This window comes from Hydrogenophaga pseudoflava (genome assembly GCF_004353865.1).
In the GTDB taxonomy this organism is placed as follows: Bacteria; Pseudomonadota; Gammaproteobacteria; order Burkholderiales; family Burkholderiaceae_C; genus Hydrogenophaga; species Hydrogenophaga pseudoflava.
The window spans coordinates 4,195,423-4,219,268 of the sequence record NZ_CP037867.1 but is presented as its reverse complement, the minus strand read 5'-3'; the positions used below and the strand labels follow the sequence as shown (position 1 = coordinate 4,219,268).

General features: G+C 69.2%; 22 protein-coding genes. 13 read left to right on the top strand and 9 right to left on the bottom strand.

The window, feature by feature from the left end; translation table 11 throughout:
* Positions 1 to 12 precede the first annotated feature (12 nt).
* From flgG to HPF_RS20260, 13 genes are all read left to right on the top strand, one after another.
* Entirely contained in the window at positions 13 to 795 is a 783-nt protein-coding gene (flgG, locus tag HPF_RS20320) for a flagellar basal-body rod protein FlgG (RefSeq protein WP_079366714.1), read from the top strand.
* Positions 796 to 803: 8 nt separating this feature from the next.
* Positions 804 to 1,466, top strand: a complete 663-nt coding sequence (locus HPF_RS20315; protein ID WP_243721628.1) for a flagellar basal body L-ring protein FlgH — start codon at positions 804 to 806, stop codon at positions 1,464 to 1,466.
* Positions 1,467 to 1,486: 20 nt separating this feature from the next.
* Positions 1,487 to 2,641 carry a flagellar basal body P-ring protein FlgI gene (locus HPF_RS20310; RefSeq protein WP_133157658.1) on the top strand — a complete coding sequence of 385 codons (1,155 nt, stop codon included), beginning with the start codon at positions 1,487 to 1,489 and terminating at the stop codon, positions 2,639 to 2,641.
* Positions 2,642 to 2,645: 4 nt separating this feature from the next.
* Positions 2,646 to 3,686, top strand: coding sequence for a flagellar assembly peptidoglycan hydrolase FlgJ (gene flgJ, locus HPF_RS20305; protein ID WP_133157657.1), 1,041 nt, complete (start codon positions 2,646 to 2,648; stop codon positions 3,684 to 3,686).
* Between the two features lie 16 nt (positions 3,687 to 3,702).
* Entirely contained in the window at positions 3,703 to 5,613 is a 1,911-nt protein-coding gene (flgK, locus tag HPF_RS20300) for a flagellar hook-associated protein FlgK (RefSeq protein ID WP_133157656.1), read from the top strand.
* Positions 5,614 to 5,630: 17 nt separating this feature from the next.
* On the top strand, positions 5,631 to 6,851 hold the full coding sequence (gene flgL, locus HPF_RS20295; protein ID WP_079366719.1) for a flagellar hook-associated protein FlgL: 1,221 nt from the start codon (positions 5,631 to 5,633) through the stop codon (positions 6,849 to 6,851).
* Positions 6,852 to 6,870: 19 nt separating this feature from the next.
* A complete protein-coding gene (locus tag HPF_RS20290; RefSeq protein WP_133157655.1) occupies positions 6,871 to 8,127 on the top strand; it encodes an HDOD domain-containing protein in 1,257 nt (418 codons plus the stop codon).
* 24 nt (positions 8,128 to 8,151) lie between these two features.
* Entirely contained in the window at positions 8,152 to 8,895 is a 744-nt protein-coding gene (gene queC / locus HPF_RS20285) for a 7-cyano-7-deazaguanine synthase QueC (protein WP_133157654.1), read from the top strand.
* 357 nt (positions 8,896 to 9,252) lie between these two features.
* The gene (locus HPF_RS20280) at positions 9,253 to 10,773 is read left to right on the top strand and encodes a peroxidase family protein (protein ID WP_165961750.1); all 1,521 of its coding nucleotides are present in this window, start codon (positions 9,253 to 9,255) and stop codon (positions 10,771 to 10,773) included.
* Positions 10,774 to 10,838: 65 nt separating this feature from the next.
* Positions 10,839 to 11,393: an isochorismatase family protein gene (locus tag HPF_RS20275; RefSeq protein WP_133157652.1), complete on the top strand. Its 555-nt coding sequence runs from the start codon at positions 10,839 to 10,841 to the stop codon at positions 11,391 to 11,393.
* Positions 11,390 to 11,791: a hypothetical protein gene (locus HPF_RS20270; protein ID WP_133157651.1), complete on the top strand. Its 402-nt coding sequence runs from the start codon at positions 11,390 to 11,392 to the stop codon at positions 11,789 to 11,791. The genes HPF_RS20275 and HPF_RS20270 overlap by 4 nt, the downstream gene beginning before the upstream one ends.
* 17 nt (positions 11,792 to 11,808) lie before the next feature.
* On the top strand, positions 11,809 to 12,441 hold the full coding sequence (locus HPF_RS20265) for a LysE family translocator (protein WP_079366724.1): 633 nt from the start codon (positions 11,809 to 11,811) through the stop codon (positions 12,439 to 12,441).
* A 26-nt stretch (positions 12,442 to 12,467) separates the two neighbouring features.
* Positions 12,468 to 12,866: a VOC family protein gene (locus HPF_RS20260; protein WP_066152625.1), complete on the top strand. Its 399-nt coding sequence runs from the start codon at positions 12,468 to 12,470 to the stop codon at positions 12,864 to 12,866.
* A gap of 27 nt (positions 12,867 to 12,893) precedes the next feature.
* On the opposite strand, the gene HPF_RS20255 is transcribed toward HPF_RS20260, so the two are convergent.
* The 9 genes from HPF_RS20255 to gspL all read right to left on the bottom strand — a co-directional run bounded on the left by HPF_RS20255 (position 12,894) and on the right by gspL (position 23,844).
* Positions 12,894 to 13,559, bottom strand: coding sequence for a class I SAM-dependent DNA methyltransferase (locus HPF_RS20255; RefSeq protein ID WP_243721627.1), 666 nt, complete (start codon positions 13,557 to 13,559; stop codon positions 12,894 to 12,896).
* A gap of 91 nt (positions 13,560 to 13,650) precedes the next feature.
* The gene (locus tag HPF_RS20250) at positions 13,651 to 15,411 is read right to left on the bottom strand and encodes an ABC transporter ATP-binding protein/permease (protein WP_133157650.1); all 1,761 of its coding nucleotides are present in this window, start codon (positions 15,409 to 15,411) and stop codon (positions 13,651 to 13,653) included.
* 2 nt (positions 15,412 to 15,413) lie between these two features.
* On the bottom strand, positions 15,414 to 16,310 hold the full coding sequence (locus HPF_RS20245) for a 5'-nucleotidase (RefSeq protein ID WP_127804343.1): 897 nt from the start codon (positions 16,308 to 16,310) through the stop codon (positions 15,414 to 15,416).
* Between the two features lie 2 nt (positions 16,311 to 16,312).
* Positions 16,313 to 17,542: a type II secretion system inner membrane protein GspF gene (gene gspF, locus HPF_RS20240; protein ID WP_133157649.1), complete on the bottom strand. Its 1,230-nt coding sequence runs from the start codon at positions 17,540 to 17,542 to the stop codon at positions 16,313 to 16,315.
* 8 nt (positions 17,543 to 17,550) lie between these two features.
* On the bottom strand, positions 17,551 to 18,993 hold the full coding sequence (gene gspE, locus HPF_RS20235; RefSeq protein ID WP_133157648.1) for a type II secretion system ATPase GspE: 1,443 nt from the start codon (positions 18,991 to 18,993) through the stop codon (positions 17,551 to 17,553).
* A gap of 10 nt (positions 18,994 to 19,003) precedes the next feature.
* Positions 19,004 to 21,154 (bottom strand): type II secretion system secretin GspD, encoded by a 2,151-nt coding sequence (gspD, locus tag HPF_RS20230; protein ID WP_133157647.1) that lies wholly within the window; start codon positions 21,152 to 21,154, stop codon positions 19,004 to 19,006.
* Between the two features lie 34 nt (positions 21,155 to 21,188).
* Positions 21,189 to 21,983 (bottom strand): type II secretion system protein N, encoded by a 795-nt coding sequence (gene gspN, locus HPF_RS20225; protein ID WP_133157646.1) that lies wholly within the window; start codon positions 21,981 to 21,983, stop codon positions 21,189 to 21,191.
* The gene (gspM, locus tag HPF_RS20220; protein WP_133157645.1) at positions 21,980 to 22,519 is read right to left on the bottom strand and encodes a type II secretion system protein GspM; all 540 of its coding nucleotides are present in this window, start codon (positions 22,517 to 22,519) and stop codon (positions 21,980 to 21,982) included. The genes gspN and gspM overlap by 4 nt, the downstream gene beginning before the upstream one ends.
* Complete coding sequence (gspL, locus tag HPF_RS20215; RefSeq protein ID WP_133157644.1) at positions 22,519 to 23,844, bottom strand: type II secretion system protein GspL; 1,326 nt, start codon at positions 23,842 to 23,844, stop codon at positions 22,519 to 22,521. The genes gspM and gspL overlap by 1 nt, the downstream gene beginning before the upstream one ends.
* Positions 23,845 to 23,846: the final 2 nt, after the last annotated feature.

Here is a 23,846-nt window from a genome sequence, read left to right as displayed (position 1 = left end):
TAGGAGCACACCATGATCAATTCCCTCTGGATTTCCAAGACCGGCATGCAGGCCCAGCAGACGCAGCTGGACGTGATCTCGAACAACATGGCCAACGTGTCCACGAACGGCTTCAAGCGCGCCAGCGCCGTGTTCGAGGACCTGATGTACCAGAACCTGCGCCAGGTCGGCGCGGCCGACACCGAGCAGAACAACCTGCCCACCGGCCTGCAGGTCGGCCTGGGCGTGCGCACCGTGGCCACCTCGCGCCAGTTCAGCCAGGGCAGCCTGCAGCAGTCGGGCAACCAGCTGGACATCGCCGTCAATGGCCAGGGCTTCCTGCAGGTGGCGCTGCCCGACGGCACCACCGGCTACACCCGCGACGGCAGCCTGCAGGTGGATTCGCAGGGCCGGCTGGTGACCTCCAGCGGCCTGGCGATCGCGGGCGACATCACGGTGCCGGCCGAAGCGCAGAGCGTGACCATCGGCAGCGACGGCGTGGTCACCGCCAAGGTGCCGGGCAACGCCCAGCCGCAGCAGCTGGGCAATATCGAGCTGGCCACCTTCATCAACCCGGCCGGCCTGGAGCCCCGGGGCCAGAACCTCTACACCGAGACCGTGGCCTCGGGCAACCCGGTGACCGGCGCGCCCGGCACCGCCGGCATGGGCACGCTGATGCAGGGCTATGTCGAGACTTCCAACGTCAACGTGGTGCAGGAGCTGGTGACCATGATCCAGACCCAGCGCGCCTACGAGATGAATTCCAAGGCGATCCAGACGTCCGACCAGATGTTGCAGCGCCTGGGTCAGCTGTGAGCATGACCATGAAACACCTCCTGCTGCTCGCCGCGGTCGCGCTCAGCGGCTGCATGACCAAGCCGGTCGACGTGGTGCCGGTGCGGCCCATCAACTATGTGCAGACCACAGCGCCGGCTCAGACCGGCGGCAGCCTGTTCTCGGCGGCGCGCTACCGGCCCGCGTTCGAGGACCCGCGCGCCCGCATGCCCGGCGACACGCTGACCATCCAGATCACCGAGAAGGTCAACGCCAGCCAGTCGTCCTCGGCCAACATCAACCGCACCGGCAGCGCCTCGGGCTCGATCACCGCCATTCCCGGCATCGTCGCCAAGGAGCTCACGCGCGACCGCAACTTCAACCTCGGCGGCGAGTCGGGCAACGAGTTCGCCGGCCAGGGCGACAACGCCAACAAGAACGACTTCTCGGGCGTCATCACCGTCACCGTGCAGGAGGTGCTGCCCAACGGCCACCTGCTGGTGGCCGGCGAGAAGCAGATCGGCATCAACAGCAACGTCGACGTGCTCAAGTTCTCCGGCACCATCGATCCGCGCCACATCCGCCCGGGCAACACCATCGCCTCGACCCAGGTCGCCAATGCGCGCATCGAGTCGCGAGGACGAGGCGCCGTGGACGAAGCGCTCTCAATAGGCTGGTTGGGACGGTTCTTTTTGAATGTTTTCCCGTTCTGAGCCTGCCTAGCATTGCCCTCATGAACCCGCAGCACCGCACCCTTTCCCCCGACGTCGGCCTGCGCCGCCTGCTGGCCTGGTCCGCGCTGGCCATCGGCCTGCTGGTCGGCACGGGCTGGCCGCTGCCGGCCAACGCCATGCGCATCAAGGAGATCGCGGCGGTGCAGGGCGTGCGCACCAACCAGCTCACCGGCTTCGGTCTGGTGGTGGGCCTGGACGGCACGGGCGACCAGACCACCCAGATGCCCTACACCTCGCAGGGCATGAACAACTACCTGCAGCAGCTGGGCCTGACCCTGCCGGCCGACGCCAAGGTGCAGATGAAGAACGTGGCGGCGGTGATGGTGACCGCGCAGCTGCCGCCGTTTGCCCAGCCGGGGCAGATGATCGACGTGACCGTCTCGTCCATGGGCAACGCCAAGTCGCTGCGCGGCGGCACCCTCATCACCACGCCGCTCAAGGGCGCGGACGGCGAGATCTATGCGCTGGCCCAGGGCAACCTGCTGGTGGGCGGCGCCGGCGCCTCGGGCGGCGGCAGCAAGGTGCAGATCAACCACCTGAGCGCCGGTCGCATTCCCTCGGGCGCGCAGGTCGAACGCGCCGTGCCCACGGCGTTTGCCTTCGGCGACACCATCGACCTGGGCCTGAACTCGGCCGACTTCCAGACCGCGCGCCGCGTGGCGCAGGCGATCAACGAGCGCATGGGCGCCGGCGTGGCCAGCGCGCTGGACGGCCGCCTGGTGCGCCTGCGCGCACCGGCCAACCCCGACGCGCGCGTGAGCTTCATGGCCGAGATCGAGGAGATCCCGCTGGAGGCCACGGTGCCGGTGGCCAAGGTGATCATCAACACCCGCACCGGCTCCATCGTGATGAACCAGGCCGTCACGCTCGGCCCCGTTGCGGTGGCGCACGGCAACCTCTCGGTCAGCATCAGCGCGACGCCGGTGGTGAGCCAGCCCAACCCGCTGTCGCCGGGACAGACCGTGGTGGCCGAGAAGACCGACATCCGCATTACCCAAGACAGCGGCGCACTCATCAAGATGGACGCCGCGCCGCAGCTGGCCGACCTGGTGCGCATGCTCAACGGCCTGGGCGCCACGCCGCAGGACCTGCTCGCGATCCTGCAGGCGATCAAGGCCGCCGGCGCCATGAACGCCGAACTCGAAGTGATCTGACGCCATGTCTTCGCTGCAGCCCACCACCCAAGGCCTGGCCGCCGACCCGGGCGCGCTCAACGCACTGAAATATGGTGCGGCGCGCGAGGGCGACGGTGGCAAGGGCGCGCTCAAGGAAGCGGCCAAGCAGTTCGAGTCCCTGTTCATGCGCGAGCTCATCAAGAGCATGCGCGACGCGACCCAGAAGTCCGGCCTGCTCGAAGGCCAGGGCAGCGACCTGGGCACCGACCTGCTCGACCAGCAGCTGGCGGTGCAGCTCTCCGGCCTGCCCGGGGGCTTGAGCGAATCCATCGAGCGCCAGCTCAGCCGCCAGATGAACGCGGCGCAGGCCAAGGCCGGCACGGCCGCCGACGGCTCGGGCAATTCCGCGGCCGGCGCCTCGTCCGCCAACACGACCAGCACGGCCAGCACAGGCAGTGCGCCGGAGTTCAAGCCGCTCAAGCGCTCGGACCTGCGCAACCTGCTCAAGTACGCACCGGCCGCCCCCGCGACCGGCGCCCAGGCATCCGCGGCCACCGACCAGACCTCGGCCGCCGCGCGGCGTGCCCTCTCGCCCAGCCAGCGCCACGCCGCCTTCGTGCAGCAGCACCACCAGGCCGCCGCCACCGTGGCGCGCGAATCGGGCATTCCGGCCGGCTACATGATCGGCCAGGCCGGCCACGAAACCGGCTGGGGCAAGAGCGAGATCCGCATGCGCGACGGCACGCCGTCCCACAACCTGTTCGGCATCAAGGCCACGTCCTCGTGGAAGGGGAAGGTGGCCGAGGTGACGACCACCGAATACATCAACGGCGTGCCGCGCAAGACCACCGCGCGCTTCCGAGCCTACGACTCCTACGCCGACTCCTTCCGCGACTACGCACGCCTGATCACGCGCAGCCCGCGCTACGACAAGGCCATGGACCAGATCGGCTCGGTGAACGGCTTCGCCAGCAGCCTGCAGCGCGCCGGCTACGCCACCGACCCGCAGTACGCGGCCAAGCTCAGCCGGGCGATCAACATGACGCTCAGCCTGCAACGCTCCCAGATCTCGGCGCAGAACTGAGCGCAGGAACACCACCATGTCATCCGCACTCAACATCGGCAGCCAGGCCCTCAATGCCAACCTGTCGGCCCTGCAGGTCATCGGGCACAACATTGCCAACGTCAACACCGCCGGCTATTCGCGCCAGACGGTGGAGATGCGCAGCGCAGGCTACCAGTCGATGGGCGGCTTCTACCTCGGCAAGGGCGTCGAGCTGGGCACCGTGGCGCGCATGCACGACGCCTACCTCACGCGCGAGGCCCAGCTCTCCAGCTCGGTGGCCTCTGCCGACAGCGAACGCATGGCGCGGCTGGCGCAGCTGGAAAACATCTTCCCGACCGGGGAGAGCGGCCTGGGCGCGGCGATGAACGACCTGCTCAACGCCTGGTCCGACGTGGCCTCGTCGCCCACCAACATGGCCGCGCGCTCGGTGGTGCTCGGGCGCGGCGAGGAGATTGCTTCGCGACTGCGCGACACCGCCGGCCAGCTGGACATCCTCACCACCAGCGCACGCCAGCAGGTGGGCGACACGGTGAACAACATCAACCGGCTGGCCGAGGACATCGCCAAGATCAACCAGAAGATCCTGGAGAACCAGGGCAACGCCGGCGAACCCAACGACCTGCTGGACCAGCGCGACCAGCTCATCGGCGAGCTCAGCAAGCTGGTGCAGGTGAGCACGGTGAACGCCGACGACGGCCGGGTCCACGTGTTCGTCGCCGGCAGCCAGCCGCTGGTGCTGGGCAGCGGCGCTGCCCGCCTGGCCGTGGTGCCCGACAGCATCGACGGTTCGCAGCAGCGCATCCAGTTCCAGCAGGGCAGCTCCACGATGGAGCTCAGCGGCAGCGCACTGGGCGGCAAGCTGGGCGGCGTCGTGCAGTTCATCGACGAAGACCTGAAGGACGTCACCAACCAGATCGGGCGCATGGCGCTGGCGCTGGCCACGACGGTGAACACCCAGCACGCGCTCGGCGTGAACCTGCAAGGCGGTACCGGTGAGCCCTTCTTCGTGCCCCCGGCCGATGTGGCCGGCCTGCCCGTGCCCACCAACACGGGCAACGCGGCGATGCACGCCGAGGTCAGCGACCCCACGGCCCTCAAGCCCTCGGACTACCAGGTCAACTTCACGGCCACCGGCGTCGACATCGTGCGCCTCTCCGACGGCCAGATCAGTTCCTTCGCCGGTCTGCCCGCCGAGCTCGACGGCCTGAGCTTCCAGATCGACAGCGGCGCCGCCGCCACAGGCGACGGCTTCCTCGTGCGGCCGTTCGCGGCGGTTGCCCGCAACATGCAGATGGCCGTCAGCGCTGCCGACCGCCTGGCCGCGGCCAGCCCGGTGATGGTCACGCCGGGCAGCGGCAACACCAGCGGCATGGGCATCGTCAGCCTGTATCCCGTGGAGCCCTCGGCCAACCTCACCGACCCGGTGACCCTGACCTTCCTGGCCGACGGCAGCTTCACCGCCACCGGCCTGGGCCCGGGCAACCCGCCGCCGGACAACGCGGGCCCGCCGCCGAGCTACAACTACACGCCCGGGCAGCCGCTGCAGTTCAACGGCTGGAGCCTCACGCTGCGCGGCAACCCGTCCGCCGGCGACAGCTTCGCCATCACCGCCGCGCCCACCACCAACTACGGGCAGAACGGCGGCAACGCCGGCGGCATGCTCGCGCTGCGCGACCTCGCCACCTTCGACGGCGTCTCGCTCTCCAACGGCTACAGCGCGGTGCTCTCCGACATCGGCACGCGGGTGCAGGGTGCGCAGTTCGCCGCCAGCTACTCCGGCCAGGTGGCCGCCAGCAACGAAGCCGCGCGCGCCGCGGTCTCGGGCGTCAACCTGGACGAGGAGGCCGCGCGCCTGCTGCAGTACCAGCAGGCCTACCAGGCCGCCGCCAAGTTCATGCAGATCGCCCAGGGCACGTTCGACACGCTGCTGCAGACCATGCGCTGATCCACCGGAGCCCCGACATGAGAGTCGCCACCGCCCACACCTACGACACCACCATCGCCCAGCTCACCAAGCGCCAGGCGGAGATGGCCGCACAGCAGGAGCGCATCGCCAGCGGCAAGCAGGTCCTGCGCGCCAGCGACGACCCGGTGGCCGCCGCCCTGTCCGAAGCGGTGCAGACCCGGCTCTCGCGCGTGCAGACCGACCAGCGCGCGCTGGAGTCCTCGCGCACCAGCATCCAGCAGGCCGAGAGCGCGCTGGGCGAAGCCGGCGACCTGGTGCAGCGCGTGCGCGAGCTGGTCATTGCCGGCGGCAACGCCGGCTACGGACCCACCGAGCGCCAGGCGCTGGCCAAGGAAATCGAGGGACTGCGCGATCAGCTGTTCGCGGTGGTGAACCGCCAGAACAGCAGCGGGCAGAGCCTTTTCGGCGGGCTCGGTGGCTCGCCCACACCCTTCGTGCAGGAGTTCGGCAGCGGCAGCAACGAGGTGCGCTTCGACGGTCAGCGTGGCCAGAAGGCCGCCGGGGACAACCAGCTGCCCAACGCCATGGACGGCGAGGCCATCTGGATGCGCATTCCGGCCGGCAACGGCACCTTCTCCATCGACCTGGCCGCCGGCAACACCGGCAGCCTGCGCGCCGACACCGGCCAGGTGAGCGATCCCTCGGCGCTCACCGGCCACGACTACCGCATCGACTTCAGCGGCACCGCCGGCGCCATGCAGTACAGCGTGGTCGACGTGACCACCGGCACACCCGTGCCCGGCCAGACCGGTCTGCCCTACAGCAGCGGATCGCAGATCGAATTCGACGGCATGTCCTTCCGGCTCAACGGCGAGCCGCGGGCCGGCGACCAGCTGGACATCACGCCGTCCAACGCGCCGACCGACATGTTCCGCGTGATGCAGGACGCCATCGACACCCTGCGCCTGGACAACGGCGGCAGCGGCGACGCCGCCCTGCGCACCCACAACCTTGGCCGCGCCCTGGGCGAACTCGACGCCGGACACGAGCGCATGCTGATGGCCCGCGCGCAGGCCGGTGAGTGGCTCAACCGCGCCGAATCGATGGACAACCTGCTGGGCGACCGGGAGGCCGACCACACCATCGAGAACTCCCGGCTGGTCGACATCGACCTGGTCAAGGCCTATTCGGAATTCAAGACCATGGAAGTGGGGGCCCAGGCGGCGCTCCAGTCCTACGCCTCGATCCAGAAGCTCTCGCTGTTCCAGTACCTGTAGCCGACACCGGACACGCCGCATGAGCCACACCGTCCTTGACAGCGTCGCGATGGCCTACCAGCCGGTCTGGAACCGGCACCGGCTGCTCGCGGCGGTGCGCCTGACGGTGCTGCCGACCGACCCCGCCTCGGTCGACGCCGCCCACCTGATGCAGGTGCTGGGCGACGACTGGCCGGTCGCCGCGCCCACGCTCATCCTCGCGCTGGAATCGCCCTCGCTGCTGCACCAGGCCCTGCGCTGCGCGCCGGTGCCCAACACCTGCCTCGAAGTGCCGGCGGCGCTGTTCGGCCGTCCGGAAAGCCTGGCCCTGCTGTCGCAGGCCGTGCACCATGGCCACCAGCTCATCCGCCGCGCCGACTTTGCCGAGGTGCGCCACGAATACGCCGTTCCGCTGGACGTGCGCAGCCTGCTGCACCTGGACGCGGCCGACGCCCTGGAGGCCCTGCAGAGCCGGCCCACAGAGGCCGTGCCCGTGCCCCCCCGGCCCAGCCCGATCCGGCCCGGACAGATCTACCGCAACGTCTGCAACCGCGCGCTGGCGGAACACTGCCTCGACGAGGCGGGCGCCTGGGGCGTGCTGGGCTGGCCCGACGACGACGTGCTGCACACCACCCGCCACCGCGCCCCCGGCTGCGACCCCGTGGCCATCGCCCTGATCCGCCAGGCGCTCGAAAAGGACGCTTCCATCGAACGGGTGGAGCGCTACGTGCGCCAGGACCCGGTGCTGGCCTACCGCCTGCTGCTGCGCGTGAACTCCGCGCTGTACGGCGGCCGGCACGAGATCGGCGCGCTGCGCCACGCCATCATGATGCTGGGCTTCTCGGCGCTGGACCGCTGGCTGGTCGAGCAGCAGGCCGGTGCCGACGAGGACATGGCCCTGCACCCGGTGCGCTACGGCCATGTGATGCAGGCGCGGCTGGCCCAGCACCTGCTCGACCCCGGGTCCGACGAGGCGCTGCGCGCCGAGGTCTACACCACCGCCATCTTCGGCCAGCTCGACCGGCTGCTGCGCGAGCCGCTGGCCCAGCTGATCGGGCATCTGCCGCTGTCGCCGCGCGTGTCCGACGCCCTGCTCAGCCGTACCGGGCCGTACTACCCGCTGCTGGACATCGCGCGCGCGCAGGGCGACGCCGACCGCATCGACCGGCTGCCGGGCATCTGCGGGCAACACGAGGTCTCGCTCGAACACGCCAACCGCGGGCTGCTGCGCATGCTGGCCACCAGCCGGGACCACGGGCTGGCGCCCGAACCCAAGGCACCCCTGAGGGGCGTCTGAACCCGTGACCGCTACCATGCGCGGATGAACGCGCAGACCCGCACCGCCCACCACACCAGCGCCCTCGTCCTGTTCTCCGGCGGACAGGACTCCACCACCTGCCTGGCCCATGCCCTGGCGCGCTATCCGCGCGTCGAAACCCTCGGCTTCGACTACGGCCAGCGCCACAGCGTCGAGCTGCAGGCGCGCACCGTGGTGCTGCAGAAAATCCGTGAACAGTTCCCGGCCTGGGCCGGGCGCCTGGGCGAAGACCACCTGCTGGACCTGGCCGTGCTGGGCAAGGTCAGCGAGACCTCGCTCACCCGCGACATGGCCTTCAAGATGGAGGCCAGCGGCCTGCCCAACACCTTCGTGCCCGGCCGCAACCTGCTCTTCCTCACCCTGGCCGCGGCGCTGGCCTACCGGCGCGACATCCAGGTCATCGTCACCGGCGTCTGCGAAACCGACTTCAGCGGCTACCCCGACTGCCGCGACGACACCATGAAGGCGCTGCAGGTGGCGCTGTCCCTGGGCATGGACCACCGCTTCCTCATCGACACGCCGCTGATGTGGATCGACAAGGCCCAGACCTGGCAGCTCGCACACGACCTGGGCGATGGCACGGGTGTTGCCGATGGCGGCAACGCACTGGTCGACCTGATCGTCGAACACACCCACACCTGCTACCTCGGCGACCGCGAACACCGGCACGACTGGGGCTACGGTTGCGGCGCCTGCCCGGCGTGCGAGCTGCGGGCGCGGGGGTGGGCGGGGTACCGCGCGGCGTGATGGCCACGGTCGGTTCCGCAGCCCCGCGAGCCGGCTTTTTTGTGTGTGTTTGTATCGGCACCCAAACGGTGCTGACCGCCGATGCGCGGGCGTCGCGGCACAAGGCCATGTCACGCTGTTACGCGCCTGAAACAACCCGTTCCTGGTGATCCCTCGGGTGGTGGATTCGTCCGCGGGGGGGCGGGCATAGCATCGCCGCCGCTGGAACCGCGCCGCACGATGGCGCCCGTCCGGCACCGCGGCGGATCATCGAGAGCAGCGCTGCAGAAGTACAAGCTCTGGGGAGCAGCCTTCGCCCACGTGAATCTGTCATCCATGTCTGAGCGGACCATGTCCGCGCCTTTCAGGAGTGTCACGATGGATCAGAAACCCCACGCCCGCAGCCACGGGTACAGCACCGACAACGCCAACCCCACCCGCAGCAACCTCCAGAAGCCGGGCCGCTTCGGCCTGCTCTTCCCCGAACTCGCCGCCGTGCCCTGGACCACCGGCGATCTCGCCCGGGACGAGGTCATCCTGCGCGAACTGGGCGAGGCCATGCACGTGGCCGAACGCAAGGACGGCGTCATTCCCGCCGGCTTCACCTACTTCGGCCAGTTTGTCGACCACGACATGACCTTCGACCCCACCAGTCTGGGCGAGAACGCGGTGGACGTAGACGACCTGGTCAACTTCCGCACCCCCGCGCTCGACCTGGACAGCGTGTACGGCTCCGGCCCGCGCGACCAGCCCTATCTGTACCAGCGCAACACCACCACCGCCTCGGCACAGATGCTGGTGGGGCCGGCGCAGAGCGTGCCCGCGGCCGCGCCAGGAGGGGGCGACGCGCAGGTGCAGGCGCTGGACGGTGCGCTCTATGACCTGCCGCGGGTGGCCGACGGCCTGCCCGAGCGCACGGCGGTGCTGGGCGACAAGCGCAACGACGAGAACCTCATCGTGGCGCAGCTGCACCGCACCATGCTGCACTTCCACAACGCGGTCAGCCTGCACTTTCCCGAGCTGTCGTTCGCCGATGTGCGCAAGGTGGTGACCCACCACTACCAGCAGATCGTGCTGCACGAATTCCTGCCGGCGGTGGCGGGTACCAAGGCGGCGGAGAACGCGCTCAAGGAGCTGAAGTACTACCTGATCGGCCCGGGCTATCTGGCGAGTTCGCCCTACATGCCGCTGGAGTTTTCGGGCGCGGCCTACCGGTTCGGTCACAGCATGGTGCGCCCGGCCTACAACTTCAACAAGGTGTTCAACTTCGCGGCGGGTCCGCAGCTCGCGGACTTCCGCCTGGCCTTCACCTTCACGGGCGACGGCGGCTTCCTCGGTGGCACACGCTATCCCACCAACTGGCTGCTCGACTGGCGGCAGATGTTCGACGGGCTGGGCGCCACGGCGCAGCGCGCCTTCGCCATCGACGCCGCGCTCACCGACCGGCTGCGCATCGGCAACGCACCCGACTCGCCGTTCCTGGCGCAGCTGAACCTGCTGCGTGGCGCAAAACACTACAAGCTGCCGTCCGGACAGGCCGTGGCCGCGCGCATGGGCATCGCGCCGCTGACGGCGGCGCAGCTGCAGTCTGGCACCGCGGGTGCCGTGGTCCAGAAGCACCAGCTGACCCACCAGACGCCGCTGTGGTTCTACATCCTCAAGGAGGCCGAGGTGCTGGGAGAGGGGCAGCACCTGGGGCCGATCGGCGGTGCCATCGTGGCCGAAGTGATCGTGGGCCTGATCAAGGACGATCCGGAAAGCGTGCTCAACGCCGGCACACCGCGCGACCTGCCGAAGGCGGGAACCCACTTCACCATGACCGACCTGTTCAAGTTCGTCGAGAGCATGAAGGGGCAGGGCAACATACCGGCCGCCGGGGTGATCAACCCGCTGGGGTGAGGCGCGGACGGTCCGCGGGCCGGTGCCGCCTTTAGACTGTGGCCCACCTTGGGGAGATCCAGCGCATGGCCACCATTCGAACGGGCAACCGGTCCGCATTGCTCATCGTCGACGTGCAGGTCGGCGTCGTCGCCGCCGCGGGCGACATATCCCGACAGCTCGACCACATCACGTTCGCGGTGCGCAGGGCCCGCGATGCGGGTGTGCCCATCATCTGGGTGCAGCACGACGACGAGGAGTTGCCCCGGGGCAGCGCCGAATGGCAGTGGGTGCCGGTGCTGGCGCCGCAGGTGGACGACATCCGCGTCTACAAGCAGCACAACTCATCGTTCGAACAGACCACGCTGGAGGCCGAGCTGGCGGCGCGCGGGGTCGCCCACATCGTGCTGTGCGGGGCCGTCACCGGCTGGTGCATCCGCGCCACCGCCTACGCCGCACTGGAACGCGGCTACGACCTCACGCTGATCGGCGACGGCCATATCGCCAAACGCCTCGACACCGGCGAGGGCACCGTGGTCGAAGCCGATGCCATCGTGCGCGAGTTCAACGCGGTGCTGCCCTGGCTGTCGTACCCAGGGCGCAGGAACCGGGTGGTGGCGGCAGCGGAGCTGGTGTGGTGAGCACTGAGGACCGCGATGCCCTTCGCATGGCGTCGATCGACTGGTTTCACCAGCTGGCCGAACTCGGGTCAGACCAGATCGCTGTCCGCTTCTCGCCAGAAAACCTGGCCCGGCTTCAGGCCCATGTGGCGCTCTGTCTGGACGGTGCCGAACTGCCCGGAATCAGGACGCCCGCGCAGTTTGCCGAAACGGTACTCGACCTGCGCGCCAACGAGAGCGACTGGAACCGGGCCACCATGTCGGCGATCATCCGGGCCGACGATCTGATGCTCGCAGGACAGACAGAAGAGGCGGTGCAGGTGTTGCTGGCGTTCGCCGCCTCGTGTCCGTGGGCATCGTTTCGCGAGGCGGCTGAAAACCAGGCGGGTCTGCTTCCTGGTTGGGTTCCTGGCCACTGAATTCGGACATTCCCGTCATGCTCACCACCTTCCTCACCATCGCCGTGCTGCACTGGGTCGCCCTGGTCACGCCGGGCGTGAACTTCGTGCTGATCCTGCAACTGGCGGCGGGCAGTCCGCGCAGCGTGTCGCTGTCGGCGGCGGCGGGCATCACCACCGTGACCTTTCTCTGGGCCCTGCTGGCGATCCTGGGCATGGGGGCGGCGTTTTCCGCCCACCCGGCGCTGCGCCAGGCGTTCCAGATCGCCGGGGGCGCCTACCTGTGCTACGTCGCGTGGAAACTGTGGCAGTCGCCAGCGGCGGTCGCCACCGAGGTGAAGGCCGTGACGACGAGCCGCGCGGCGGCGTTCCGCATGGGCTTCGTCACCAACGTCTTCAACCCCAAGACGGCGCTGTTCTTCGGCAGCGTGTTCGCCACCGCGCTGCCGCCCTCGCCGGGGCCTGCGGTGCTGGCCGGCGCGGTGCTGCTGTGCTGGTTCAACGCGGTGGTCTGGCACGTGTTTCTCGCGCTCGCGTTCTCGCACGGCCGCGTCCAGTCCGCCTACCAGCGCGGGCGCACGGTGTTCAACCGCGGGGCGGCCGGCCTGGTCGGCGCCTTCGGGCTGCGCCTGCTCGTGACGACGATGCAGGAACTGCGGACACGGGTCTGAAGCCTGTTCCAAGGAGGGCGCATCGCATGTTTTCCCACATCTTCATCGGCGTGTCGGACTTCCCGCGGGCACTGGCGTTCTACCGCGCCTTGATGCCGGTGCTCGGTGTGCAGGAGCGCTTCTGCGAACCCGGGCGCCCTTGGGCCGGCTGGCAGTCGTCGCCCGACCCGCGCCCGCTGCTGCTGATCGGCACCCCCTTCGATGGCCAGCCGCACACGCCGGGCAACGGGGCGATGACGGCCTTCATGGCCAGTAGCCGCGCCATGGTCGACCTCGCCCACGCGGCCGCACTGGCCCATGGCGGTCGCTGCGAAGGGCCGCCGGGCCTGCGGCCCGAATACCACTCGAACTACTACGGGGCCTACTTCCGCGACACCGAGGGCAACAAGCTCTGCGTGGCCTGCCACGCAGCGGAGGTGCCCTGAGCCCGCCTCTGGCCCAGCGCCCCGGGTTCAGGGCGCCCGGCCCGGCCAGACACCGGTGGCCATGAAGATGCCGCCCATCCAGGTGGGGTGCACCTCAAAGCCTTCGAGCCTTGGTGCCAGTTCGCTCCAGGGCTGCGCCAGACCGTCCAGCGAACTCACCGAGTACAGCGCCGCACCGAGCACGAACAGGTTGACCGGCCAGACCCAGGGTGCGGCCCATTGAAGTCCGGTGGCGACCACGCGCGCGCCTGGCGCGAGGTGCGCCAGCACGTTGTCGAGTGCGCGCGGGCTGCGCAGGATGTCGTGCGTGAAGTGGAACAGGGCGGCGTGGGCCAGGCCCGGCCACTGCGCCTCTTCCACCGGTGCCTGCACCAGCCGCAGCTGTTGTGCGCGCAGGTCGGAAAAGCGCAGGCGAGCCTGGGCCATCATTTCGGGGCATTGTTCGATGCCGACGATGTGGCCGCGGGGGCCGAGTTGGTCGAGCAGCGGCCCGAAGCTCAGGCCGGTGCCACAGCCCACGTCGAGCACGGTCTCGCCGGGTCGCAGGTCCAGGCGCTGTATCGCCTCCCGGCGCAGGGGTTCGAACGGTTCCAGTTCGCTGTCGTACCGGTCGGCCCGGGCCCTGTACTGCTGCAGGGCCTGGCGACGGGCCGCCGACAGGCGCCTGGCCGCCGACGGCGGGTGTGTGCCCACGGCGTGTCTCCACCACAGAAAACACCCAGCCTACGGCGGCGCAACCGGCTGCGCAAGGCCATGGCGGGCCGAGAGTGTTACCAGGCGTCGCTCAGCGCGCTGCCAGGACGAAGCGGGCCCCCTCCGCGGTGCCGGGTTCCAGTTCCCAGCGCCGGGCATGGAAGGCCGCGACCGTGGGCCGGTGGGCGATGGACACCAGGGCACCGTTCTGGGCCCGGACCAGCGCCTGCAGCCGTTCGTACACCTGGTGTTCGGCCGTCTCGTCCAGCGCGCTGGTTGCTTCGTCCACGAACAGCCAGCGCGGCTGCTTGAGCAGGGCGCGCGCGACGGCCAGCCGCTGCTGCTCGCCACCCGAGAGCTTCTGGCCCCAGCTGTCCTCTTCGTCCAGCCGGTCGGCCAGGTGCGGCAGCAGGGCGTCGTGCAGCGCCTGCCGCAGCTGCTCGTCGCCGTAGCGGTCGGCCGGTTCGGGGTAGGCCAGCGCCTTGCGCAGGCTGCCCACGGGGAAGTAGGGCCGCTGCGGCAGGAACATCACTCGCTGTTCGAAGTCAGCCGGCTTTTGCAGCTTGCCCTTCGCCCAGGGCCAGATGCCGGCCAGGGCCCGGAACAGGGTCGACTTGCCGCTGCCCGAAGGGCCCTTGACCAGCAGACTGTCTCCGGCCTTCAGGCTCAGCCCGCCGGCCGACATCAGCGCGACACCGCCCGGCAGCGCCAGGTCGAGTGCGTCGATCTGCAGCGTGTCGGCCTCGGTGGCCGGCACCGACTGCAGGGGCGCCGCCTGCAGGGCCTGGAAGCTCTCCTCGAAGCTGGTGATCCGGTCGGTGGTGGCGCGCCAGGCGGCCAGGGCATCGTAGTTGTCGACGAACCAGGACAGCGAGTCCTGCACCCGGCCGAAAGCCGAGGAAATCTGCATCAGCTCGCCCAGTTGGATCGCCCCGCTGAAAAAGCGGGGCGCCGCCACGATGAAGGGAAACACCACGGCGGCCTGGCCGAAGCCGTTGGTGAACCAGATCAGGCGCTTCTGCGCCTTGATGAGCTTCCAGTAGTTGTCCAGCACCGCACCGAAGCGGTCGCCCAGGTACCCGCGCTCCACCGGCTCGCCGCGGTCGAGCGCGATCGACTCGCTGTACTCGCGCACGCGCACCAGATGCACCCGGAAGTCGGCCTCCACGCGCTGCTGCTGGAAGTTGAGTTTGATCTGCGGCCGGCCGATGTAGTGCGCCAGCACGCTGCCGACCGCGCAGTACAGCACCGCCATCCACACCATGAAGCCCGGGATGGTGTAGGAGCCGCCGTTGAAATCGAACGAGAAGCTGCCCGAGAGCGTCCAGAGGATGCCGACGAAGCTCACCAGCGTGATCACCGAACTCAGCAGGCCCATGGACAGGCCCAGCGTCGAGCTGGTGAACAGGTTCAGGTCCTCGGCGATCCGCTGGTCCGGGTTGTCCGGCGGAGCCTCGGTGCCCTTGGCGAAGCGGTGCAGTTCGAGCTGGTAGAAGGCCTTGTTGGCGAGCCAGCGGTCGAGGTAGTGCTTGGTCATCCAGGTGCGCCAGCGCATCTCCAGCACCTGGCGCAGGTAGAAGCGGTAGACCGCGATGATGATGAAGCCGAAGGCCAGGTAGGTGAAGCGGCCCAGCTCGCGCCAGAAGGTGACCTGGTCCTTGTTCTGCAGCGCGTCGTAGAAGACGCGGTTCCACTCGTTGAGCAGCACCAGCATGTACACCGCGGCCAGGTTCAGCACGATGATCGCCGCCAGCAGGCCGCGCGCCCGCCACTTTTCTTCCGAGTTGAAGTAGGGCACGGCGAGCGCAAGCACCTTGCGCGCGAAGGCGCGAAAGCTCTGGAATTTGTTCATGGTCAGTTGTTCGAAATGCCACTGGCCACATGCCCGGCCGGCACATGGAGCGAGGCCGATTCGATGTGGCCGGTCTGGTCGTCGAAGAAGAAGTCGGGTTCGAACTCGCGCAGAAACGGCCCTTTGGGCAGGCCGCCGAGGAACATGGCCTCGTCCACGTCGATGCCCCAGTCCATCAGGGTGCGGATGGCACGTTCGTGGGCCGGCGCCGAGCGCGCCGTGACCAGCGCGGTGCGGATGCGCATGGCGTTCGTGCCTTCGGCCTGCAGTCGGTGCAGGGCTTCGAGCAGGGGCTTGAACGGTCCGCCGGCCAGCGGCTGTGCGGCCTTGTCGCGCTCGTGCTGCTGGAAGGCGTTGAGGCCTTGTGCCTGGAACACGCGCTCGGCCTCGTCGGAGAACAGCACCGCGTCGCCGTCGAAGGCGATGCGCACCTCGTTCGGGTGGGCGTCGCTGGCGCGCACCGACTGCGGGTAGACCTGCGCGGCCGGCACGCCGGCGTCGAGCGCGGCGCGCACATCGGCCAGGTGGGTCGAGAGGAACAGGTTGGCGCGCAGCGGCCGCAGGTAGCGCCAGGGCGGCTGGCCGCGCGTGAAGCTGCCGCGCTGAATGGGAAGGCCGTAGTGCTGGGCCGAGCGGAACACCCGCATGCCCGAGACCGGGTCGTTGCGCGAGAGGATCACCACCTCGACCCGCTGGGCCTGCGGGTCGTTGAAGGCCAGCAGCTTCTTCACCAGCGAGAAGGCCACGCCCGGCTGGGCGGGCTGCTCCAGCCGGTCCAGCTGCAGCTTCATGTAGGCCCGGTCGTCACCGGTTTCGAAAACGCGGTTCTCTTCCTCGAAGTCGAACAGGGCGCGCGAGGAAATGGCGACGACGAGCTGTCCGTCCAGGGTGACCGGCATGTTTACTTGACGAGTTGGTTGAGCTGGATGATGGGCATCAGCACCGCCAGCACGATCAGCATCACGACCACGCCCATGGCCACGATCAGCAGCGGTTCCAGGATGGTCGCCAGGTGCATGGCGCGGCGCTGCACCTCGGCGCCCAGTTGCACGGCGGCGCGCTGCAGCATCACCGGCAGCTGGCCGGTCTGCTCGCCCAGCCGCGCGAACATGGCCACCAGCGGTGGAAAACGCTTCTTGCTGGCCAGCGCGGACGCCAGTGGCGCGCCCTCGCGCACCAGCACCAGTGCGTCCAGTGCGTCGGCGCGCATCGAGCGGTTGGACAGGGTCTCGGCGGCGGTCTGCAGCGCCCGCAGGATCGGCACCCCCGCCGCGGCCAGCATGGCCAGCGTGGCGGCGAAGCGGGCCGCGTTGTAGCCGCGCGCCAAGCGCCCCACCAGGGGCAGGCGCAGCCAGGCCGCGTCCATGCGCAGCCGCAGGGCGTCGTTGCGACGGGCCAGGGCCAGCCCCACACCGGCCAACACCAGCAGGCCCAGCATCAGCCAGCCGTAGCTGCGCACGAAGTCGCTGATGGCCAGCATCACGACGGTGAGGAAGGGCAGGGCGCGTTTGCTGCCCGCGAACACGCCCGCCACCTGCGGCACCACGTAGCTGACCAGGAACACCACGATCACGATCGCCACCACGGTGACGATGGCCGGGTAGAGCGAGGCGCCGATCAGCTTGTTCTTGAGGGCCTCGCGGGTTTCGAGGTCGTCGGCCAGGCTTTCCAGCACCGTGCCCAGCTGCCCGCTCTGCTCGCCGGCCGCGATGACGCCGGTGTAGATGGGCGAGAACTCGCGCGGGTGCTGGCCAAGCGCGGTGGCGAACGACGCCCCGGCGTTGACCTCGGCCCGCAGGCTGGCGACCAGGCGGCGCTGCTCGTCTTTTTCGGCTTCCTCGGCCAGGGCCGAGAGCGCACGTTCCAGTGGCAGGCCCGAGGACACTAGGCCGGCGAGCTGCCGGGTCCAGACCGCCAGTGTGGTGGCGTTGAAGACACGGCCGCCCCATAGCGTCATGTTCAGGCCGCTGCCACGGCCACCACTGTTGGATGACACCGCCGGCTCGACCGCCAGCGGCACCAGGCCCCGGCCCCGCAGCATGCTGCGCGCCGCCTTGGCGGTGTCGGCGTCGATCAGGCCTTTCTGCGTCGCGCCCTGCGCGTTCAGCGCTTCGAAGGAATAGGCGGGCATGAGAACGCTCAGTCTCTCGTCACGCTCAGGACTTCGGCTTCCGAAGTGATGCCTTCGTCGATCAGCCGCTGACCGTCGGCGCGCATGGTGCGCAGGCCGGCGGCTTCGGCGGCCACAAAAATCTTGCTTTCGGCGGCGCGGTTGTGGATGAGCGAGCGGATCTTGTCACCGGTCACCAGCAGCTCGTAGATGCCGGTGCGGCCCTTGTAGCCGGTCTGGTTGCAGTGCGCGCAGCCCACCGGGTGCCAGCGGCCGTTGGCATCCTGGCGCTTGCACTTCTGGCAGAGCTTACGCACCAGGCGCTGCGCCAGCACGCCCAGCAGCGAGCTGCTGAGCAGGAAGGGCTCGACGCCCATGTCGATCAGGCGCGTGACGGCGCTGACCGAATCGTTGGTGTGCAGCGTGGCCAGCACCAGGTGACCGGTGAGGGAGGCCTGGATGGCGATCTGCGCGGTCTCGAAGTCGCGGATCTCGCCGATCATGACCACGTCCGGGTCCTGGCGCAGGATGGCGCGCAGGGCGCGGGCGAAGTCGAGGTCGATCTTGGCGTTAACCTGGGTCTGGCCGATGCCGGGCAGCTCGTACTCGATCGGGTCCTCGACCGTCATGATGTTCTGCTGCGTCGCGTCCAGCCGCTGCAGCGAGGCGTACAGCGTGGTGGTCTTGCCCGAGCCGGTCGGCCCTGTCACGAGGATGATGCCGTGCGGTTGGTGGATCAGCTTCTCGAAGCGCTCCAGCACATCGCCCTGCATGCCGACCGCTTCCAGGTTGAGGCGGCTCTCGCTCTTGTCCAGCAGGCGCAGCACCGCGCGCTCGCCGTGGGCGCTGGGCAGGGTGGAGACGCGCACATCCACCGCGCGGGTGCCGATGCGCAGCGAGATGCGGCCGTCCTGCGGCAGGCGCTTCTCGGAGATGTCCAGTTCGGCCATGATCTTCAGGCGCGAGATGAGTGCAGCGTGCAGCGCCCGGTTGGGCTGTACCACCTCGCGCAGCGTGCCGTCGACGCGGAAGCGCACGCTCGAATGGCGCTCGAAGGGTTCGATGTGGATGTCGCTGGCCCCGTCGCGCGCGGCCTGCGTCAGCAGGGCGTTGAGCATGCGGATGATGGGCGCGTCGTCGGCGGTCTCCAGCAGGTCTTCGATGGCCGGCAGTTCCTGCATCATACGGCTGAGGTCGGCGTCGCTCTGCACCTCGCTGACCACCGCCGCGGCGCTGGACTCGCCCTGTGCGTAGGCCGCGCTGATGCGCTGGGCCAGCAGCTCGCCCGGCTCCCACTGCAGTTCCTCCACGTCGTGGCAGCGGAGGATTTCCGACAGCGCCGACAGCCGGCGCGTCTGCGCATCTTCGTCTTCGGCGGCGCTGGAGCTGCCCCGCAGGGTCAGCCGCCCGTCCTCCTCTTCCAGCAGCCAGAGGTTCTCGCGCGCGAAGGCATAGGGCAGCGGGTGTTTCATCGGGGCTCTGTCAGTTCGACGGCGCAGCCGGCGATGCCGGAGTGGCTGCAGGCGCGGCCGGGGGTGTGCTTTCGGGGGCACGCTGCGGCGGCATGACCGGACCCACATTCACGGGAACCACAGCGCTGGAGGAAGGCTGCGCGTCCTTCTGCGCCGACCGCATCAGTTCGTAGCGGTCGAGCGAGAAGCTGTTGGTGGCGCGGGCGTCGCGCAACACCACCGGCCGCAGGAACACCATCAGGTTGGTTTTCTTGCGGTTGCGGCTCTCGCTCTTGAAGAGGTTGCCAAACAGCGGGATGTCGCCCAGGCCGGGCACCTTCTCCTGGTTGCCGGAGTATTCGTCCTGCAGCAGGCCGCCCAGCACCACGATGCCGCCGTCATCGACCAGCACGGTCGATTCGATGGTGCGCTTGTTGGTGATGAGGCCGGTGGTCGAGTTGACCGACGAAGCCTGCACGCTGCTGACCTCCTGGAAGATGGTCATTTTGATGGTGCCGTTCTCGCTGATCTGCGGCTTGACGCGCAGCGTCAGGCCCACGTCCTTGCGCTCGATGGTCTGGAACGGGTTGACCGAGCCGTTGTTGCCGTTGCCGGCGCCGGTGTTGGTGAATTGCCCGGTCACGAACGGCACGTTCTGGCCGATCACGATCTTGGCTTCCTCGTTGTCCAGCGTCAGCAGGTTGGGCGTGGACAGGATGTTGCCGTCGCCGTTCTGCTGCAGGAAGCGCGCCAGGAAGCCCAGCAGGTAGATGCCGTTGCGGCGCGAGGCCATACCGAAGTTCAGGCCCGTGCCGGGCGCCTGGATCTTGGCGGTGTCGGCCTGGGCGATGGGCAGCAGGTTGGTCAGGATGTTGTTGCCACCGGTGCCGAAGTTGGTGCCCAGCAGCCCCACGGTGTTCTCGCCGAGGTTGCCCAGTGGGCCCTGCCACTGGATGCCGAACTCGGCGGCCTTGTCGGCATTGACTTCGGCGATCAGGCTCTCCACATAGACCTGCGCACGGCGCGAATCCAGCTGGTCGATCACGGCGCGCAATTGGCGGTACTGCGGCTCGGGCGCAGTGATGATCAGGGCGTTGGTCGCCGGGTCGGCCTGGATCTGGCCGCCGGTGGACGGGCCGGCGCTCGCCGTCACCGGCGTGGTGGCGGGGTTGGCGGCGGTGCTGGGCGTCTGGGACATGCCGCCGGTGCTGCTGCGCACCGTCGTGACGCCGGTCGCCCCGGCCGCTCCGCCGCTGCCTTCGCCGGCCATGGCGGCCCGCAGCGTGGCCGCGAGGTTGACCGCATCGGCGTTCTTCAGGTAGACCACATGGATGTTGCCGGCCGCATCGACGCTGCTCGGGCGGTCCAGCTGGGCCACCAGGGATCGGGCCAGGGCCAGGCGCGCGGGATTTGCGGCCCGCAACACGAGGCTGTTGCTGCGGGGTTCGGCGATCAGGGTGGTCTTGTACGAGGTGTCCCCCGCCTGTCCGGCGGCGGCCACGCCCGTGCTGCCCGGCTCGATCAGCTTGAGCACCATGGGGGCCAGGTCGGCGGCCACGGCGTGCTGCAGCGGGATCACTTCCACATCGGTGGCGCCGGAGACGTCCAGCGACGCGATGATGCGACCGATGCGCTGCAGGTTGTCGGCGTAGTCGGTGATGACCAGCGAGTTGTTGCCCGGGTTGACGTTGATGGTGTTGTTGGGCCCGATCAGCGGGCGCAGCACGGGCACCAGATTGTTGGCGGATTCGTGGTTGAGCCGGAAGATCTGGGTGACGATCTGGTTGCTGGCGGGCAGCTGGCTGACCGGGCCGGCACTGACGGTGTTGCTCTGGAGCTTGGCGTCGGCCTCGGGCACGATCTTGTACAGGCCGCCGGTTTCGATCAGCGAGAAGCCCTGCAGGCGCAGTGCGGCGGCAAACTGGTTGAGAGCCACGATGGGGGCCACCGGCCTGTCGGTCGACAGGTTGACGGTGCCCTTGACCCGCGGGTCCACCACCACATTGCGGCCGGTGATGGTGGCCATGGTGCGGGCCACGGCTTCAATCTCGGCGCCGACGAAGTTGAGCACGACCGGCTCGGCAGCGTTCTTGGACTGGGCCCATGCGGTCGGGGCACCCAGGGTGCCGGTCAGCACGGCGAGCGCCAGTGCCAGCACGGCAGGGGAATGGGTCGATTTCATCTGTTGATCCTATCGCGAAGTCTCGCTCTGGCTGTTAACCAAACGTCAACAGGGTACGGGCGCCATCGCGGCGGCCAATGATGCTCAGGAGGTTGGCCAGGGCCGACTCCTGGCCGGGCGCAGCCGATGCCACACCCCGGAAACGCAGGCGCCCGCCCGACCACTGACCATCGCCATCGAGCAGCAGGCCGCCTTTGAGCGTGGCCAGCTTCAATGCGGCGTTGTCGCCATCCCCCGCCGAGCGGAACTCGACCCGGTAGCTGCCCAGAGGGCGCAGGGTGGACACGCGCGTGGCGAGGTCGTGGGCCTCCACCACCAGCTGCCCGTCCAGGCGGGGACGCCCGCCATTCAGGGCCAGGGAGAAACCGGGCGACTGCACCAGCAGTTGCCCGTCCATGCGCAGGGTGTTCCACGGCGTGCCCAGGCCGACCAGCATGGCGGCCGGCCAGCGGCTGCTGAAGGCGTCGACACGCACCTGTGCACCGCCGAAGCTGGGGCGCAAGGCAATGGACATCGGTTGTTCGGTGCAGCAGGGCGAGGACAGGCTCATGCGCAGCACCGGGCCCTGGGACCAGCCGGGACGCAGCTTCCAGCGAAGTCCCTGTGGCAGCGCCGTCTGACTACGGCTGCCCTCGCCGCCGCTCAGAAGCACATCGCCATGTCCGCTCCAAACCGTGCCCCCGGTGTTGAGCAATTGCACCTTGCCGCTGGTGTAGTGCGAGAGCAGGGCACCCACCCACAACGCGGGCGCAAACGCGATCAGGGCGAGCAGCGTGCCGAGGATGGCCCCCAGCCAGGCCCAGCGTGCGGGTTTGCGGTGTTCCGTCATTGGCCCCCCAGTCCCGGACCGCCCAGCACCACCTGTCCTGTCCATGAGGGGTTGTTGCCGCTGCGCTGGAGCTGCACTTGCACCGGCACCACGCGGGCGTTCACGCGCACCTGCTGCAGCCACTGCGCCAGGGTCGCGGCCGGAATCTCCCGCAGGGTGACGGTGACGCGGTCGCCCTGCTGCGCGAGCTGCGCGCCGGCGCCCAGTCCGCTGGTGGCCTGCTCCAGCGCCTGCCTGGCCACTTCGGGTGCGGGCACGGGGGCAGCATTCTGGGTGCGGATGATTTCGGCGCTGGCCGCCATCTCCTGCATGCGCCCCAAGGACTTGTCCAGCTCGATGTGCTGTGTGCGCGCCTGCCGCAGGGTGGACACGGCCGGCGCCAGTGCCACCCACCACAAGAGGGCCACACCCACCACCCAGGCCGCAAGGCGCAGGGCCTTCTGCTGGCGGGCGGGCAGGCCTTGCAAGGAGGCACCGAGGCGCTGGCCCACCCGGGCGAAGGCCGAAGAAACTGGGATAGATCGTTTGGCAGACATCAGGGGGCCTTTGCCTGGACATTCAACATGCCCGAATCCGAGCTGACCTGCCAGCCCCGCGAGGCCATGGCCTGTTGCAGTGCCAACAGGCGGTCGTCGGGCAGCCCCCCGATGCCCAGTCTTGCTTCGCCGCTCAGGAAGTCGATGCTGCTGAGAGACGCGCCAGGCTCGGTCGCCGCAATGAAGGCGAGCATGCCTTCGAGATCCTGTGCCGACAGGGTGCCGCTGGCCTGCTGCAGCCGGGTGAGTTCGCGCTGCATCTGCACCGGGGCGTCCAGCACGAGACCGACCTCGGGGAAGGTGCTCTGCAAGGTCTGCCGGATGGCCTGTTGCTTGGCCTGGAGGGCCGAACGTTCTTTCCAGGCCATCGCGTTCACGCCGCCAAGGACGGTCAGCACAAGCGCCACCAGGGCCCAGCGCGCCGGCTTCCATGGTGCGGCGCTGGCAAAGTGGCGCCATCCCTGCCGCATGCGCTGCGTGCGCCGCGCTCCGCTGGACAGCCGGAGATCGAACTGGGCGAGGTTCCAGTCGGACTGCGCGCAGCGCAGCAGCCAGTCGGCTGTCGGCATGAGGTCGAAGCGCTGGTTGCACACCTGTTCGGCCAGACCGGTGATCGACGGGTCCGCGAACCAGCTCGTGGTGGCCGGGTCGGACGCTGCGGTCAGGGTGTACTCGGGGCCCCGGCCGGTTGACGATCCGAGACTGCCGAAGCTGGAGTCGCCGAAGGTGCTGGCCGGACCAAAGGAGCTGTCGGCGCCGAGCCTGCTGGTGGCGCCGTAGGTGCTTGAACCGTTTTCGCGCAGGGGAATGCTGCGCACCCCCAGCGGGCTGGCGGTGGACAGCCAGACGCGGTTGCCTTCGTCGTGCGCCCAGTGCACGGTTTCGCCGTGTTCCGAACCGACCGCCGAGGTGGGCCAGAGGGCCGGCACGATGCGGGTGGCGGGCCGTCCGGCGGCCTCGAGGGTCTGGAGCCAGGCCTGGAGCCAGGCCTTGTTGCAGGCGGCCACCCAGAGCGTCTGCCCGGGACGGCTGCCCGGTTCGAGGGCCAGGTGAAGCTCCGCCGGATCATCCAGCAGCCGGTCCTCCAGCATCCCGTCCAGGGCAGCCCTCACGCGGGCGCTCGCCACCTTGGGCAGCGCCACCCGGTGCCAGGACACGAGGCGGGGCGGCAACACCAGCACGACATCGTCGTCGGCGGGCAGCAACGACAGTGCGCAGCCCCCGTGGTCCGACGCGACCCGTCCGTTGGAAGAAAGCACCCAGTCCAGCACCGAGGTCGATGTGGGCATGGCGGCGCTGAAGTTGGTCGGAGTGAGGATCAGCACGT

Excerpts from the sequence above, each read along its gene's own strand:
- HPF_RS20265 (WP_079366724.1), top strand. The coding sequence starts at position 11,809 with ATGCTCACCACCTTCCTCACCATCGCCGTGCTGCACTGGGTCGCCCTG.
- HPF_RS20245 (WP_127804343.1), bottom strand. The coding sequence starts at position 16,310 with ATGCCGGTCACCCTGGACGGACAGCTCGTCGTCGCCATTTCCTCGCGC.
- HPF_RS20275 (WP_133157652.1), top strand. The coding sequence starts at position 10,839 with ATGGCCACCATTCGAACGGGCAACCGGTCCGCATTGCTCATCGTCGAC.
- HPF_RS20280 (WP_165961750.1), top strand. The coding sequence starts at position 9,253 with ATGGATCAGAAACCCCACGCCCGCAGCCACGGGTACAGCACCGACAAC.
- HPF_RS20250 (WP_133157650.1), bottom strand. The coding sequence starts at position 15,411 with ATGAACAAATTCCAGAGCTTTCGCGCCTTCGCGCGCAAGGTGCTTGCG.
- HPF_RS20315 (WP_243721628.1), top strand. The coding sequence starts at position 804 with ATGAAACACCTCCTGCTGCTCGCCGCGGTCGCGCTCAGCGGCTGCATG.
- queC (WP_133157654.1), top strand. The coding sequence starts at position 8,152 with ATGAACGCGCAGACCCGCACCGCCCACCACACCAGCGCCCTCGTCCTG.
- gspN (WP_133157646.1), bottom strand. The coding sequence starts at position 21,983 with ATGACGGAACACCGCAAACCCGCACGCTGGGCCTGGCTGGGGGCCATC.
- gspE (WP_133157648.1), bottom strand. The coding sequence starts at position 18,993 with ATGAAACACCCGCTGCCCTATGCCTTCGCGCGCGAGAACCTCTGGCTG.
- gspF (WP_133157649.1), bottom strand. The coding sequence starts at position 17,542 with ATGCCCGCCTATTCCTTCGAAGCGCTGAACGCGCAGGGCGCGACGCAG.
- HPF_RS20310 (WP_133157658.1), top strand. The coding sequence starts at position 1,487 with ATGAACCCGCAGCACCGCACCCTTTCCCCCGACGTCGGCCTGCGCCGC.
- HPF_RS20260 (WP_066152625.1), top strand. The coding sequence starts at position 12,468 with ATGTTTTCCCACATCTTCATCGGCGTGTCGGACTTCCCGCGGGCACTG.
- gspM (WP_133157645.1), bottom strand. The coding sequence starts at position 22,519 with ATGTCTGCCAAACGATCTATCCCAGTTTCTTCGGCCTTCGCCCGGGTG.
- gspD (WP_133157647.1), bottom strand. The coding sequence starts at position 21,154 with ATGAAATCGACCCATTCCCCTGCCGTGCTGGCACTGGCGCTCGCCGTG.
- flgG (WP_079366714.1), top strand. The coding sequence starts at position 13 with ATGATCAATTCCCTCTGGATTTCCAAGACCGGCATGCAGGCCCAGCAG.
- flgJ (WP_133157657.1), top strand. The coding sequence starts at position 2,646 with ATGTCTTCGCTGCAGCCCACCACCCAAGGCCTGGCCGCCGACCCGGGC.
- flgL (WP_079366719.1), top strand. The coding sequence starts at position 5,631 with ATGAGAGTCGCCACCGCCCACACCTACGACACCACCATCGCCCAGCTC.
- HPF_RS20290 (WP_133157655.1), top strand. The coding sequence starts at position 6,871 with ATGAGCCACACCGTCCTTGACAGCGTCGCGATGGCCTACCAGCCGGTC.
- flgK (WP_133157656.1), top strand. The coding sequence starts at position 3,703 with ATGTCATCCGCACTCAACATCGGCAGCCAGGCCCTCAATGCCAACCTG.